Origin of the sequence: Pantoea anthophila, from assembly GCF_006494375.1 — a bacterium.
Classification (GTDB): Bacteria; Pseudomonadota; Gammaproteobacteria; order Enterobacterales; family Enterobacteriaceae; genus Pantoea; species Pantoea anthophila.
In genome coordinates, this window is the sequence record NZ_VHIZ01000006.1 from 16,272 (window position 1) to 29,334 (window position 13,063).

Sequence of the window (13,063 nt, forward strand, 5' to 3'; positions counted from 1 at the left end):
GCGCGGTGATTTACGCCACCAGAAGATACCGATTCACGCACTCTTTAAAACGTGGCCGGAGATCATTTAAAACGTTTTTAAAACCGCCTTCAGCTCTGCGCCCGACGGCAGGCGGAGGGCGTCATGCCATAAACCTGGCGGAACCGATGGCTGAAATGCGCGGAAGAGTGAAAACCACACTGAAAGGCAATTTCAGTCAGTGTCAGATCGGGACGTGCCAGCAAAGCGTGTGCGCGTGCCATCCGACGCTGCATCACAAACTGGTGTGGCGCTGCGCCGGTGGTGTGGCGGAACATGCGGGCAAAGTGAAACTCGCTGAGCGCCGCTTCCTGTGCCAGCACCGCCAGGGTTAAAGGCTGGTCGAGATGCGTTTCAATAAAGTCCAGCACCCGCCGTAACACCGCCGGTGCCAGGCCGCCCCGCACCTGAGGCAGCTGCCACTGCACATCGCTGTAGTGCTGCAACAGGTGGGTCAGCAGTAAGGTGGAGGCGCTGCTCAGCATCACCTGACTGGCAGGCTGCTGCCAGTCGCAGCTCAGCAGAAAGTGCCGGTAAAGCTGCGTGATACGGTCGTCAGCAGAAAAGATTTTCTCATACAGGGTTAACTGTGCCGGGCTGCGATCCCATACCCGCTCAGCCAGTTGTCGCAGCTGCGTCTCACTGCAGTAGAGATGGACAAAGGCGAGATCGGCCCGCAGGTCCCAGGTCGACTCGGTGCCGGCAGGCATCAGACAGAAGCGATCCGGTGCCCCACCGTTGCGCCAGCCATGCGCAGTTTTGTGCCAGGTGTCATATCCCCCCGCGACATAGAGGCTCAGCGTGTGGTGATCGCTGAAGTTGGTGACACGATCGCCACTGTTAAACCAGGCGGCCAGCTGAATGCCGCTGTGAAGCTGCACCTGATCACGCAGTTGGGCTTTCTGGCGCTGCAGCATTTCAAAAGTCTGATAAACAGGCATCGGGGTCGCATTTCAGGTTAAACAGAGTGCCAGTTTACGGACAACGCGGGACAGAAAACAGGTCACATCGGGACGACACAGAAAAATGCGCAAGATTTTGCAAACTCCGCGCAATCCGCTGTAAGACCTGATTGCCGTACCGGTGCAGACTCCGCGTTTTAACGTGGAGATTCAGGCCATGAACCTGTTTTTATATCTTTCTGTGGTGGTGATCTGGGGCACAACCTGGATTGCGATTTATGCGCAACAGTCTGCGGGTGCCAGCGCGGTCACCGTCGCGGTTTTCTGGCGTTTTTTACTGGCCTCGGTGGTGATGCTGCTTCTGCTTAAGCTGATCAAGCGGCTGGATAAGCTGACCCTGCACGATCATCTCTTCTGTCTGCTGCAGGGCTGCTGTGTGTTTGGCTTCAATTTTGTCTGTTTCTATTACGCTTCGGGATATATCAGCAGTGGTCTGGAGTCGGTCATCTTCTCCATGGCGGTGATCTATAACGCCATTAACAGCTGGATATTTTTCCGTCAGCGCCCTTCCGCGCGACTGCTTCCGGCTATGATACTGGGGATGGCAGGCATTGTGGCGCTGTTCTGGCACGATCTGCGCAACACAGAGACCTCTGCGGGCCTGCTATGGGGTATTGGATTAAGTGCGCTGGGCACGCTGGGATTCTCATTCGGCAATATGATCAGTCAGCGGCATCAGCGTCTGCATCGTGACGTGCTGACCACCAACAGCTATGGCATGTTGTACGGCGCGTTAATGATGGCGCTGGTTTCACTGCTTCAGGGGGTATCCCTGCAGCCGACATGGAACGCGCAGTGGACAGGCGCGGTAAGCTATCTGGCGATTGTGGGATCGGTGATGGGGTTTGGTGCCTACTTTACGCTGGTGGGTCGCATCGGTGCCAGCCGGGCGGCCTACACGACGGTGCTGTTTCCGCTGGTCGCGCTGGCACTGTCAACCCGCTATGAGGGATATGAGTGGCACGCCAGTGCCATCCCTGGCCTTGTCATGATTTTGCTGGGCAATGTCGTGATGTTTGCCCGCTGGCCGCTCAGCGTTAGCCGGGCGACCGTCTGACAGAGATGCGGGCGTAGCGCCCGCATGGGCTGGCTGTTATGCCCACGACTGCGGGAGGAGTTGCTGCGGCTGATTGATCGCTTTGCGCGCAATCCAGTAGAGCAGAACACGCTCATCGTCACTGTCACGGTCAGCCATCGACAGCAGCTTGAGTGCCAGCGTCGATTTCGTCACAGGCTGCTGTTCTGTACTGAGTTCAACCACGGCCTGACCGATGATGCAGCAGACTTCGTCTTCACTGGTAGTGGATTCATATGTCCGGTCTTTCATATTTCCTCCTGTTGAGTGAACCCCTATCCTGGCAAAAGATCCGGAAACCTGCTTACAGAAACAGCAGTGTGAAACATTATCTTACCGCTCATTACGCTTACTCATCAGGTTGCCGCTTTGGTTACCTTCAGCGCGACCTCAAAGAGAGTGCACAATGCCATTCATACCCGCTGGATGGCATTTCATTCCCTGATCCGTTCCGTTCATGCGTTTGCTACGCCTGCGCGCGCGTTACTGCTTTATTCTGACCGCAGTTTCCAGATTCCCGGACGGGAGAGATAAATGATGAACCAGACGCAGCAGGCTTCATACCAGCGTTCCCGCTGGCTTACATTGTTCGGCACCGTAATCACTCAGTTCGCGCTGGGGTCAGTCTACACATGGAGTCTTTTCAACGGCCAGCTCTCCCACAAGCTGAATGCACCGATCAGTCAGGTGGCTTTTTCGTTTGGCCTGCTGAGTCTGGGGCTGGCAATTGCCTCGTCACTGGCCGGTAAATTACAGGAACGTTTTGGCGTACGCCGCGTCACGATCGGAGCCGGTGTGCTAATGGCGGTCGGCTTCTGGCTGACCGCGCAGGCTGATAACCTGATGATGCTCTATTTCAGCGCCGGGTTGCTGGTGGGTCTGGCCGATGGGGCGGGTTACCTGATGACGCTGTCAAACTGCGTGATGTGGTTCCCGGAGCGCAAAGGGATGATCTCTGCCTGTGCCATTGGCGCATATGGCCTGGGCAGTCTTGGATTCAAGTTCATCTGCGGCGCTCTGCTGGCCTCGGTGGGTCTGGAGCAGACCTTTATGATCTGGGGCGTGCTGGCCATGTCGATGATTATCCTGGGGGCTTTGCTGATGCGCGATGCGCCTCTGCAGGAAAACAGCAGCAGCCAGCGAGGTCAGCAACAGGCGCGTGATTATACGCTGGCACAATCGGTGCGTATGCCGCAGTACTGGATGCTGGCGCTGATGTTCCTGACCGCCTGCATGAGTGGTCTCTATGTTATCGGGGTGGCTAAAGACATCGGTGAAGGCCTGGTGCATCTGACCACCCAGACTGCCGCCAGTGCCGTCACCGTGATCGCCATCGCTAACCTGAGCGGCCGTCTGGTGCTGGGCGTGCTGTCCGACCGGATGATGCGCATCCGGGTGATTTCGCTGGCGCAGATAGTGTCGCTGATTGGGATGAGCGTGCTGCTTTTCACCCGGATGAATGAGAGCACTTTCTTCCTGTCACTCGCCTGTGTGGCCTTCAGCTTTGGCGGAACCATCACGGTATTTCCTTCGCTGGTCAGTGACTTCTTCGGCCTTAATAACCTGACCAAAAACTATGGCCTGCTCTATCTCGGCTTTGGCATCGGCAGCGTACTGGGCTCACTGGTTGCCTCACTGTTTGGCGGTTTCACGGTGACATTCAGCCTGATTATGACGCTGCTGGTCATCTCCCTGTTCCTGTCACTCACTATCCGTCTGCCACAGCGTACGGTTGCGCCAGCACCGGTATTGCAGCGCCACTGATCCTGTCGGGCCGTGTTGCCACGGCCCAATCATCCTCAGCCGCGGAAACGCGGCTCTGCCACACCCGCCACGGCCACGTCCACAGCAAAGAGATCGCCCGACAGGGGATAGCGCGCCAGCTCCTCCTCCGTTCGATCTTCCCGTGAGCTGGTGATAAACAGCGTTTTAAGGTCGGCGCCGCCAAAGGCCACCATGGTTGGCCACTTCACCGGCAGCAGGATCTCATCGACGATTTCACTGCTCTGCGGGTCGATACGCACCACACGTCCGCCATCGAACTGGGCTGACCAGTAAAATCCTTCGCTATCCACCGCAGCACCATCCGGTAGTCCCCCTTTCGCATCGAAGCGCCGGAATACCGTACGTTCGCCCGGTTCACCCTGCTCATCTAAAGGATAGCGATAGAGGGTCTCGTTCGGCGTGTCACTGTGATACATCCAGCGCCGATCGGGGGAGAAAGCCAGCCCGTTAGAGATTTTGATGTCGCGCGCTTTCACCTCCAGCGTCAGGTCGGGCGTGACGCGGCAAAGCAGGCCGCCATTTTTATCCTGCGGCTCCCACAGGCTGCCACACCAGAAATTGCCCCAGGGATCGACGCGTCCATCATTGAACCGGCTTAACGGCGCGTCACCCGGATTTTCGGCAATCTTTTTCTCAGGCCGGCCCTGCGCGTCCAGCAGCCAGACACCGTTACGCAAGGCGGCGATCAGTCCACCCTGCTCGCGCAGACCAATGCAGCCTACCTCTTCCGCCTGCGGAAAAGTCTGCAGTTCACCGCTGGCCGGGTCGAAACGGTGAATTGCCGGTGCCAGAATATCGACACTCCACAACACCTGTTCTTCCACTGACCAGAGCGGACATTCGCCCAGCTCAGCCTGTAATGCCAGAATATGTCTTACTTCATGTGCCATGTTTTTCTCCCGTTAAACTGACCTGCTAATAATGTAGTGATAAAAACGGTCAGATGAGAATTATTTTCGCTTGATTTTAAGAAGATTCTCTCTGATAGTGTTTATTATTCAGCCCATTCTGATTTCTTTATTTTCAGCCGCCGCAGAAAAGAACGCGCTGAAATATTCCGTCATATCTGTTTAACTAACTCTACAAAGCCTGCATTCTCACTCCACTTTTCCGTCGTAATGTCATAGTCATTGGAAAAGAGGAGACGCTTCCGATGAAGAGATTAATTAAAGTCGCTTCGGTGGTAACGCTGATGACCTTATTAAGCGGTTGTATCATCAGCCCGAGGCACGACAACGGCTGGCACCATGGAGGTGGCGGGTATCACGGAGGCTATTATGGAGGTCATCACGGAGGGTATCATGGCGGTCACCATCGCCATTAACGGGCAAAGATGTCACACAGCATAAAATAAAATTATAAAATCGTCAGGGCGGGATAATTATCCCGCCCTTTTTTATTTAGCTTTTTATAGCGTAATTACACTGGAACCACGCTTTCTTCAGACCCGGAATATGACTTTCCTGTGCCGGCAGCGCCTCCACTTTATCAAATCCTTTGTTGCTGCAGTAATTCGCCAGGTCAATATCCATCGCATCACGATTGACCTTCAGCGGGTCAAACCGATACTGAACGGTATTTGAGCTGGGATCTTCGTCAACACGTTCAAATGCCCCGGGTTTGCTGGAGGTACATCCACTCAGCAGAATAAGCGCCAGTGCGCCGGTAATTAATTTTTTCATTTCGTTGTCCTCACTTTGCCGCGCAGTGTATGACGCGGCCTGTCACGCATCCATAGGATTAATGCGCGAAAAATCGAAACCTTAGAAGATTTTGCCAATTAATGCGATACGATTAAACGGCTATCGCTATCGTACCAGACATGTCAGGATGCAGTCAGGCCCAACGAAAGACTGCACCACACCAGGAAATGCCAAAAATAAGAATCTGTTCCTCTCTTCCCTGCCCGCGCTTAGCGGGCTTTTTTTTGCCCGCTTCCAGCCATCCGTTACTGACCGGTCAGGGCAATCATTCTACGTAACAGATTAGCGGCGCGCTTGTCAGGTAATGCCAGAATGGCACTGTAGAGATCGATAGACATGGCACACAGCGATGAACGGTCTACCGCCGTGTCGGCAGGCATATTCAGCTGCTGCAGCTTTTCGCCCCACTGCTGATAGAGGCGACCGACGATGTTCTGCAGATCCGCCTGTGCCAGCGGCTTATCCAGTGGCTGATCGGGCGGAGGACTATTCAGCAGCAGCTGTTCCATCGCATCCGCCTCCTTGCGATTCAGGGAAGGTGGCAGCGTGGTCAGCAAATTGATGCCTCCGCTCACCTGCGGATAGAGATAACGGAAGCAGAGACCCGGATCGAGTCTGTTCAGCGCCTTCATCTCTTCGACTGAAACGCGGATATAGTTAACAACCGCCTGATCCGTTCCGCGCATCAGCCGCTGATTAATCACCTCGATCAGCCAGCCGCGCAGTTCGCCCGTCGCCTGCTCAGCCGGTTCTCCGGCCCGGATGCGGCGGGTCAGCTCCTGGGTCAGCAGCAGCCACAGCGCCGGTTCCTGCGTCTGCAGCACCCGGTAGCCCGGCATTGTTGCCAGCTGCTTCACCGCCTGCTCATGCTGGCTGGCCTGCAACCGATGCGGGGCGACCCAGCTGAACCAGACCAGATTCGCCAGTATCAGCGGCAGCAGAAAGAGAACCAGCCCCTGCCACAAACGCAGCCGGGTCGTTTTGATCAGAACAATAATAATCAGCGCCAGCAGCGCAAACGCCGCCAGCGTAATAAAAAGCAGCCCATTCATGCGGCGGGATTAATCCTTACGCACATCGATCAGCACCGGACAGTGCGCACGTTCAATGACCGACGCGCTGACTGAGCCTTTCAATAACCGGTTAAAAGAGGAGAGATGGCGACGCCCCATAATGATCATGCTGGCCTTGAGCTGCTGCGACTGGACAACGATAGACTCTGCCGCGTCACCGGCCAGAATCATGCCTCGGGCCGTAATGCCGGCGCGCAGCAGCGGTGCCAGCGCATGGCGCACCACCAGCTCGGCAGTGTTCTGCTCATCCTGCGCGGCCACAAAATCGGCCGGATCTTCACCCGCGTCGATTTCCATCGGCTGATTGCAGGCGGAGTAGGCAGGATCTATACAGCACAGCACCACCACTTCCGCACGATGTGCCAGCGCTTCTTCAATGGTTAAGGCGACCACTTTCTCCGCTACCGGAGAGTGATCAATGGCCATCAGCAGGGTTTTCATCAGATGCTTATCCTTCTATCGCGGCAACTTTGCCGATTTCACGTACCAGTGCCTCTTTACACTTCAGCATCTCGTCACGAAAGCGGGCTTCGTGTCGCAGAAAACGTGCAGAGGGCACCAGCAAAGAGACAGAAAAACGACCAAACAGCGTATCCAGCGCAAACGCCATGGTAGAGACGCCTTCCAGCGTTTCGCCCCGATCCACGGCAATGCCGGTTTCGCGAACCTCCCCGAGCAGCTGCAGCAACTGCGGCAGGGTTTTCACGGTCATATCCGTTAACTCCTGCCAGTCATCACCGACAATGGTTCGCACATCTTTGTCACACTCGAGCGCCAGCAGTGCCCGCCCCCCGGATGTGCTGTAAAGCGGCAGATTAAGCCCCATATGCGGAACGACACGAAGCTCACGCGATGCCACCACGTGATGAACAATCGCCAGCTGGCTGCCGCTGGCGCGTGCCAGTGAGACGGTTTCGTTGGTATCGGAGGAGAGTTTTTCCAGCAGCGGGCTGACCAGGTCTACGACATCGGTATGGACGCTGGAGATGAGTTTCAGCAGTGCCGGCCCCAGCCGCAGTCCGCCCGCCCCGCTGCTGCGCACCAGCTCTGCGCTGTCGAGCGCGGCGACAATCCGCTGCACCGTTGAACGCGGCAGTTCGACCGCCTGCGCGATCTCGCCGAGGCTCATGCCGCCCGGCTGCTGGCCCAGCGCATTAAGAATTTTTGCCGCACGGGCGATGACCTGTATACCGCCCGTTTTTTCATCCTCGCGGCTGGAGGGGTGATGTGCCATAGCGTCGTCCTGTTTGAGCTGCCTTACTGTAACCCGATTGCCGCACTTTTTACAGCCTGTACCACATTGCAATACAGCATACCGGGATGTAATATTACCGGCTGTATCACATCGCAATACACTGCATCATAATAACGAGATCGCCTGCTATGAACGCCAGGTCCGCCGCTGTGCCGGCCCCCCACCCTTTTACGCTGCGTCTGGCGCTGGGTTTAGTCGGTGTCCTCATCGCCGCCCTGACCTCCGGACTGAATGATCGCGTCAGTGATATTGCGCTGGCCGATATTCGTGCCGCAATCGGTATCAGTGTCGATCAGGGTAGCTGGATTATTTCCGGTTATCAGGCAGCCGAAGTCGCTGCCATGATGATTGCGCCCTGGTTTGCCGTCACGCTGTCGCTGCGACGCTTCACGCTCGGCGTGTCAGCGGGATTTATGCTGACCGGCATTCTGCTGCCGCTGGTGCCTGACCCAACGCTGTTTATCAGCCTGCGCGTTCTGCAGGGACTTTTTGGCGGCGCATTACCGCCGATGCTGATGACTGTCGCCCTGCGCTTTCTGCCGCCCCCGTTTAAACTCTTTGGCCTGGCGGGCTATGCCCTGACCGCCACGTTCGGTCCCAACATGGCGGCCTCGCTCGCCGCGTTGTGGACCGATCACGTCAGCTGGATGATGGTCTTCTGGCAGGTGGTGCCCGGCATGCTGATTGCCATGCTGTTGATCAGCCGGGGAATCCCGCAGGACCCACTGCGTCCCGAACGCTTTCAGCAGATCGATCTGTTCGGCATGGTGACCGGCTGCAGTGGGGTGGCACTGCTGGTGCTGGTGCTGACCCAGGGGGAGCGCCTCGACTGGCTCAATTCGCCGCTGATTACCGGAATGCTGCTGACGGCTCTGCCGCTGCTGCTGGTCTTTCTGATTAACGAGTGGTTTCACCCGCTGCCGCTGTTTAAGCTGCAGATGCTCCGGCGGCCCAATCTGGCGCACGGCTTGCTGGGCCTGGCCTGCGTGCTGATCCTGGGACTCTCAGGTTCTGCCCTGCCTTCCGCCTATTTTGCTCAGGTCAGCGGATTTCGCACCCTGGAGTTTGCCCCGCTGGCGCTGACGGTCGGTCTGCCGCAGCTGCTGATCGCGCCGCTGATTGCCGCCCTGCTGAATATTCGCCGGGTCGACTGCCGCTGGATGCTGACAGCGGGCGTCGGCCTGCTGGTGGTTGCATGTCTGCTGGGGACACAGATCACCAGCGACTGGGCGCGACAGAATTTCTGGCTGCTGCAGATCCTGCAGGCGTTCGGACAACCCATGATCATTCTGCCGATTCTGATGAGCGCCACCAGCGTCGTGGCGCCACCCGAAGGCCCCTTTGCCTCGGCGATGTTTAATACGGTGCGCGGCTTTTCCAGCATCGCAGCCTCCACACTGGTTGAAGTATTCCTGACTCACCGCGAGCAGTTTCACTCCAGCGTACTGATCGACCAGGCGGCCAGCCGCAGCTGGCTGATGACCGCACCGACCGCCGCTCAGGCCAGCAGCAGCCTGCCGCTGTTGCCTGACGGCAGCATCAGTACCAGCGCGAATCTGAGTGGATTCGCCACCCTGGTGCGGCATCAGGCAACGGTGCTGGGCCTGAGCGACAGCTGGCTGATGCTGACAGGCTTTGCCGCCTGCCTGCTGGTGCTGACCGCCATCCTGCCAAAACGGGTCTGGCCGCCGCAGACTCTGATTCAACCCCCTTCCCGGAATAACTGAATATGCGTGCTTTTGAAATGAAAAGAACCCTGCTGCTGACTCTGCTGCTGGTGATTTTGCTGGTCATGGCCTTTGTCGTCTGGTCACTGATGAACGGCAACGATCACCGCACCAACGATGCTTACATCAATGCCGATTACACGCTGGTGGCGCCGAAAGTCTCGGGCTATGTCAGCAGCGTGCAGGCTCAGGATAATCAGCAGGTTAAAGCAGGCCAGCTGCTGGCCACGCTGGACGATCGTGACTATCGCGTGGCGCTGGAGAGCGCCACCGCTGACCTGCAGGTGAGCCAGGCGAAGCTGCTCAGCAGTCAGGCGCAGCTTGAACAGCAGCAGTCCGTTATCGATCAGCAAAAAGCCAGCGTAGCGGCCAGTCAGGCGTCAGCACAGTATGCCGGTCAGAGCGCGGAACGCTACAACCGCCTCTATAAGAGCGGCACCGTCGCAGCCGACGATCAGCAAAAAGCGAGCTCAACTCAGCGCTCAGCCCTGGCGGCGGTTCACCAGAGTCAGGCCGCGCTGGCGTCAGCCGTTAAACAGGTGGGGGTTCTCCAGGCAGCGGTGCGGTCGGCGGAAGCGGATGTGGCTGCCGCGAAGGCCAGCGTCGATCAGGCCCGGCTGAATCTCTCCTACACGCGTATTGTCGCCCCGGTGGACGGCATGGTCGGTCAGCGTGCGGTGCGGACAGGCGCCTATGTCTCCGCCGGAACCCGTCTGCTGGCGGTGGTCCCGCTGCAGCAAACCTACGTGACCGCGAACTATCTTGAGACGCAGCTCAGCGATGTGCGTCCCGGTCAGCGGGTGCAGATCCGGGTAGATGCCCTGCCTGGCAGGACGTTCACCGGCCACGTGGACAGCATTGCACCGGCAACCGGCGCAACTTTTTCCGCTATCTCTCCCGATAACGCTACCGGCAACTACACTAAAGTGGTTCAGCGTTTGCCGGTCAAAATTGTGCTGGATAGTGACCAACCCAATCTGGCCCAGTTGCGTGTCGGCATGTCTGCGATCCCGGACATCGACGTACCGTAATATTGTGAGCAATATCTCAGAACGGACCTATTTCATTTGGGCGGGATTACGCGTAAATTAGCGCTCGATCCTGTTCTGAGTTATTCAGATCGACCCGGACAAGAGAAGACCCTGCCGCTTATGGCGCTCTCTTTTCCACATCTGTTCGCGTTGCACTGGTTTGGGATCGCCATCATCGTAACCGCTCAGAGGAGTTGCTTTGTGAAATATGCCTTGATGGGAATTTCTTTTTTCGCATTACTTTGGTTCGGAACTTTCGTTCTGCTGCTGAAGTAACGGCGTGACAGTGCCGCCAGAGGGCGACGATAACGTCGCCCTTGCTGGCTGTCAGCGTTCTTCTTCCTGCAGTTTCAAGCTGCCCGGCAACACGCCGTCGGCACGAAACATCGCTTTTATCCCCCGCACCGCCTGACGTATGCGATCGCTGTTTTCAATCAGCGCAAAACGCACGTGCGTATCACCGTAGTCGCCAAATCCGATACCAGGTGAGACACAGACTTTTGCCTCCTGCAGCAGATGTTTGGCAAATTCCAGCGATCCCAGATGCGCATAGTGGTCCGGAATTTTTGCCCAGACGTACATGGACGCTTTCGGATTCTCCACCATCCAGCCCGCTTCATGCAGGCCTTTTACCAGCACATCGCGACGGCGTTTGTACTGCTCGGCGATGTCGCGCACGCACTGCTGATCGCCCTCGAGCGCAGCAATCGCCGCCACCTGGAGCGGTGTGAACGTGCCGTAGTCGTGGTAGCTTTTGATACGCGCCAGTGCGGCAACCAGCTCTTTGTTGCCCACCATGAAACCAATGCGCCAGCCCGCCATGTTGTAGCTTTTCGACAGGGTAAAGAATTCCACGGCGACATCACGCGCCCCCGGCACCTGCATGATTGACGGCGCTTTCCAGCCGTCGTAGACGATGTCGGCGTAGGCCAGATCGTGGATCACCAGCACGTTGTACTGTTTCGCCAGCGCAATGACCCGTTCGAAAAAGTCGAGTTCCACACACTGGGCGGTGGGATTGGACGGGAAGCCGAGGATCATCATTTTTGGCTTGGGATAACTTTCGCGGATGGCGCGTTCCAGCTCGTTGAAGAAGTCAACGCCCGCCACCAGCGGCACTGACCGCACCTGCGCACCCGCAATTACCGCGCCGTAGATATGAATCGGATAGCTGGGGTTCGGCACCAGCACGGTGTCGCCGTGGTCCAGCGTTGCCAGCATCAGATGCGCCAGCCCCTCTTTAGAACCGATAGTGACAATCGCCTCCGATTCCGGATCGATTTCGACCTGGTAGCGATCGGCGTACCAGCGGGAAATGGCCCGGCGGAGACGCGGAATGCCGCGGGAAGTCGAGTAACCGTGGGTGTCATCACGCTGTGCCACCTGGCAGAGCTTTTCGACGATGTGCGGTGGGGTCGGACCATCGGGATTGCCCATTGAAAAGTCGATGATATCTTCGCCGCGCCGGCGCGCAGCCATCTTCAGTTCAGCGGTGATATTAAAAACGTAAGGGGGTAAACGTTCAATACGCGAGAAACGACGGGGTGTGCTGTTATCAGCCATAGTGTCCTCTGGATTACGTAAGCGCCCGGACCGTCCGAGCGACGCGGGTCACTGCGGTGACCCGTTATGAACATAACGTGGTGAGGATCATTTTGTCGAGCATGGCAGAAAATATTTTTATTGCTGCGGATTCAGTCGTCCCAGCAGCCAGTCGTTCACCCAACAGCCGTTCAGCAGATAATTATCCCGCAGCGTCCCCTCCAGCTGAAAACCGTTCTTCTCCAGAATACGGCGCGAGGCCCAGTTACCTTCCACCACCAGCGCCTTAAGTTTATGGAAATCAGCCTCCAGTAAAAACTGGCACAGGGCCGCCAGCGCCTCGCTGCCATATCCCTGACCGCAGTAGCGATGCAGCAGCATGTAGCCCACTTCTGCCTCCCGATGCGGCTCCCACTCCGGGCTGCAGCCAAACAGGCCAATCGGCTCCCCGTTATCCCGCCGCCGCGCAACCAGACAGAGCATATGAAAGCTCCCGGGCTGCCAGGGGGCCAGACGCGACGTGAAACGCTGGCGGATATCCGCCTCATCAGGGATTTCACTCACCCAGGCCATGGTGTCGCGATCTTCATGGACGGCGCGAAACAGCTGCCAGTCTTCTGGCTGTAGTCGGGTGAGGGTTAAACGGGTGGTGACAAGTTGCATCTGCTGCTCCCGGGTGATGCGGTTTACCGGCGATCGCTGGCACGCGTTAGCGCGCAACATAGCAAAACGGCCTTCCAGCGACCAGCGTTAACCGGCGGGAAATCTGTTCCCCTTTATTGCGCTCAGGCTTTCCTCTTTTAGCTGCATTCCCTTAAAAATTGACCTGCAGCAGGAATGCCCGGCACGATTCACCAGGAGGCTGGCGGTTCGCGATCACATTTTTTATCAT

The 13,063-nt window shown here is 57.3% G+C and carries 14 protein-coding genes; 5 read left to right on the forward strand and 9 right to left on the reverse strand.

Features of this window, described 5'->3' with window-relative positions; genetic code table 11:
* Window positions 1–89: 89 nt before the first annotated feature.
* Entirely contained in the window at window positions 90–959 is an 870-nt protein-coding gene (locus FJW00_RS00230) for a helix-turn-helix domain-containing protein (RefSeq protein WP_140922704.1), read from the reverse strand.
* 178 nt (window positions 960–1,137) lie between these two features.
* Here FJW00_RS00230 and FJW00_RS00235 point away from each other — a divergent pair, with 178 nt between their 5' ends.
* Window positions 1,138–2,037, forward strand: a complete 900-nt coding sequence (locus tag FJW00_RS00235) for a DMT family transporter (protein ID WP_140922705.1) — start codon at window positions 1,138–1,140, stop codon at window positions 2,035–2,037.
* A 36-nt stretch (window positions 2,038–2,073) separates the two neighbouring features.
* Here FJW00_RS00235 and FJW00_RS00240 read toward each other — a convergent pair whose 3' ends face one another.
* Complete coding sequence (locus FJW00_RS00240) at window positions 2,074–2,307, reverse strand: hypothetical protein (protein WP_058958160.1); 234 nt, start codon at window positions 2,305–2,307, stop codon at window positions 2,074–2,076.
* Window positions 2,308–2,592: 285 nt separating this feature from the next.
* Between FJW00_RS00240 and FJW00_RS00245 the strand changes: the two genes are divergently transcribed.
* Window positions 2,593–3,819: an L-lactate MFS transporter gene (locus FJW00_RS00245; protein ID WP_140922721.1), complete on the forward strand. Its 1,227-nt coding sequence runs from the start codon at window positions 2,593–2,595 to the stop codon at window positions 3,817–3,819.
* 35 nt (window positions 3,820–3,854) lie between these two features.
* Here the strand turns inward: FJW00_RS00245 and FJW00_RS00250 are convergent, their stop codons facing one another.
* The 5 genes from FJW00_RS00250 to FJW00_RS00270 all read right to left on the reverse strand — a co-directional run bounded on the left by FJW00_RS00250 (window position 3,855) and on the right by FJW00_RS00270 (window position 7,850).
* A complete protein-coding gene (locus FJW00_RS00250; protein ID WP_009088893.1) occupies window positions 3,855–4,730 on the reverse strand; it encodes an SMP-30/gluconolactonase/LRE family protein in 876 nt (291 codons plus the stop codon).
* A 510-nt stretch (window positions 4,731–5,240) separates the two neighbouring features.
* Window positions 5,241–5,522 carry a putative periplasmic lipoprotein gene (locus FJW00_RS00255; protein WP_009088892.1) on the reverse strand — a complete coding sequence of 94 codons (282 nt, stop codon included), beginning with the start codon at window positions 5,520–5,522 and terminating at the stop codon, window positions 5,241–5,243.
* A gap of 266 nt (window positions 5,523–5,788) precedes the next feature.
* Window positions 5,789–6,595 (reverse strand): hypothetical protein, encoded by an 807-nt coding sequence (locus FJW00_RS00260; protein ID WP_009088891.1) that lies wholly within the window; start codon window positions 6,593–6,595, stop codon window positions 5,789–5,791.
* A gap of 9 nt (window positions 6,596–6,604) precedes the next feature.
* Window positions 6,605–7,057 carry a universal stress protein gene (locus FJW00_RS00265; protein WP_140922706.1) on the reverse strand — a complete coding sequence of 151 codons (453 nt, stop codon included), beginning with the start codon at window positions 7,055–7,057 and terminating at the stop codon, window positions 6,605–6,607.
* Between the two features lie 7 nt (window positions 7,058–7,064).
* On the reverse strand, window positions 7,065–7,850 hold the full coding sequence (locus FJW00_RS00270) for an IclR family transcriptional regulator (RefSeq protein WP_009088889.1): 786 nt from the start codon (window positions 7,848–7,850) through the stop codon (window positions 7,065–7,067).
* 149 nt (window positions 7,851–7,999) lie between these two features.
* On the opposite strand from FJW00_RS00270, the gene FJW00_RS00275 reads away from it, so the two are divergent.
* The 3 genes from FJW00_RS00275 to ypdK all read left to right on the forward strand — a co-directional run bounded on the left by FJW00_RS00275 (window position 8,000) and on the right by ypdK (window position 10,905).
* On the forward strand, window positions 8,000–9,598 hold the full coding sequence (locus tag FJW00_RS00275; RefSeq protein ID WP_140922707.1) for an MFS transporter: 1,599 nt from the start codon (window positions 8,000–8,002) through the stop codon (window positions 9,596–9,598).
* A 2-nt stretch (window positions 9,599–9,600) separates the two neighbouring features.
* Window positions 9,601–10,629 (forward strand): HlyD family secretion protein, encoded by a 1,029-nt coding sequence (locus tag FJW00_RS00280; protein WP_140922708.1) that lies wholly within the window; start codon window positions 9,601–9,603, stop codon window positions 10,627–10,629.
* Between the two features lie 201 nt (window positions 10,630–10,830).
* Window positions 10,831–10,905, forward strand: a complete 75-nt coding sequence (gene ypdK, locus FJW00_RS00285; RefSeq protein WP_099257831.1) for a membrane protein YpdK — start codon at window positions 10,831–10,833, stop codon at window positions 10,903–10,905.
* Between the two features lie 51 nt (window positions 10,906–10,956).
* Here ypdK and alaC read toward each other — a convergent pair whose 3' ends face one another.
* Both alaC and FJW00_RS00295 read right to left on the reverse strand, forming a co-directional pair.
* Window positions 10,957–12,192, reverse strand: a complete 1,236-nt coding sequence (alaC, locus tag FJW00_RS00290; protein WP_140922709.1) for an alanine transaminase — start codon at window positions 12,190–12,192, stop codon at window positions 10,957–10,959.
* Between the two features lie 117 nt (window positions 12,193–12,309).
* Entirely contained in the window at window positions 12,310–12,834 is a 525-nt protein-coding gene (locus FJW00_RS00295) for a GNAT family N-acetyltransferase (protein ID WP_140922711.1), read from the reverse strand.
* Window positions 12,835–13,063: the final 229 nt, after the last annotated feature.

What these genes read in the sequence shown, in the direction of transcription:
- FJW00_RS00230 (WP_140922704.1), bottom strand. Translation starts at nt 959, where the DNA reads ATGCCTGTTTATCAGACTTTTGAAATGCTGCAGCGCCAGAAAGCCCAA.
- FJW00_RS00235 (WP_140922705.1), top strand. Translation starts at nt 1,138, where the DNA reads ATGAACCTGTTTTTATATCTTTCTGTGGTGGTGATCTGGGGCACAACC.
- FJW00_RS00240 (WP_058958160.1), bottom strand. Translation starts at nt 2,307, where the DNA reads ATGAAAGACCGGACATATGAATCCACTACCAGTGAAGACGAAGTCTGC.
- FJW00_RS00245 (WP_140922721.1), top strand. Translation starts at nt 2,593, where the DNA reads ATGAACCAGACGCAGCAGGCTTCATACCAGCGTTCCCGCTGGCTTACA.
- FJW00_RS00250 (WP_009088893.1), bottom strand. Translation starts at nt 4,730, where the DNA reads ATGGCACATGAAGTAAGACATATTCTGGCATTACAGGCTGAGCTGGGC.
- FJW00_RS00255 (WP_009088892.1), bottom strand. Translation starts at nt 5,522, where the DNA reads ATGAAAAAATTAATTACCGGCGCACTGGCGCTTATTCTGCTGAGTGGA.
- FJW00_RS00260 (WP_009088891.1), bottom strand. Translation starts at nt 6,595, where the DNA reads ATGAATGGGCTGCTTTTTATTACGCTGGCGGCGTTTGCGCTGCTGGCG.
- FJW00_RS00265 (WP_140922706.1), bottom strand. Translation starts at nt 7,057, where the DNA reads ATGAAAACCCTGCTGATGGCCATTGATCACTCTCCGGTAGCGGAGAAA.
- FJW00_RS00270 (WP_009088889.1), bottom strand. Translation starts at nt 7,850, where the DNA reads ATGGCACATCACCCCTCCAGCCGCGAGGATGAAAAAACGGGCGGTATA.
- FJW00_RS00275 (WP_140922707.1), top strand. Translation starts at nt 8,000, where the DNA reads ATGAACGCCAGGTCCGCCGCTGTGCCGGCCCCCCACCCTTTTACGCTG.
- FJW00_RS00280 (WP_140922708.1), top strand. Translation starts at nt 9,601, where the DNA reads ATGCGTGCTTTTGAAATGAAAAGAACCCTGCTGCTGACTCTGCTGCTG.
- alaC (WP_140922709.1), bottom strand. Translation starts at nt 12,192, where the DNA reads ATGGCTGATAACAGCACACCCCGTCGTTTCTCGCGTATTGAACGTTTA.
- FJW00_RS00295 (WP_140922711.1), bottom strand. Translation starts at nt 12,834, where the DNA reads ATGCAACTTGTCACCACCCGTTTAACCCTCACCCGACTACAGCCAGAA.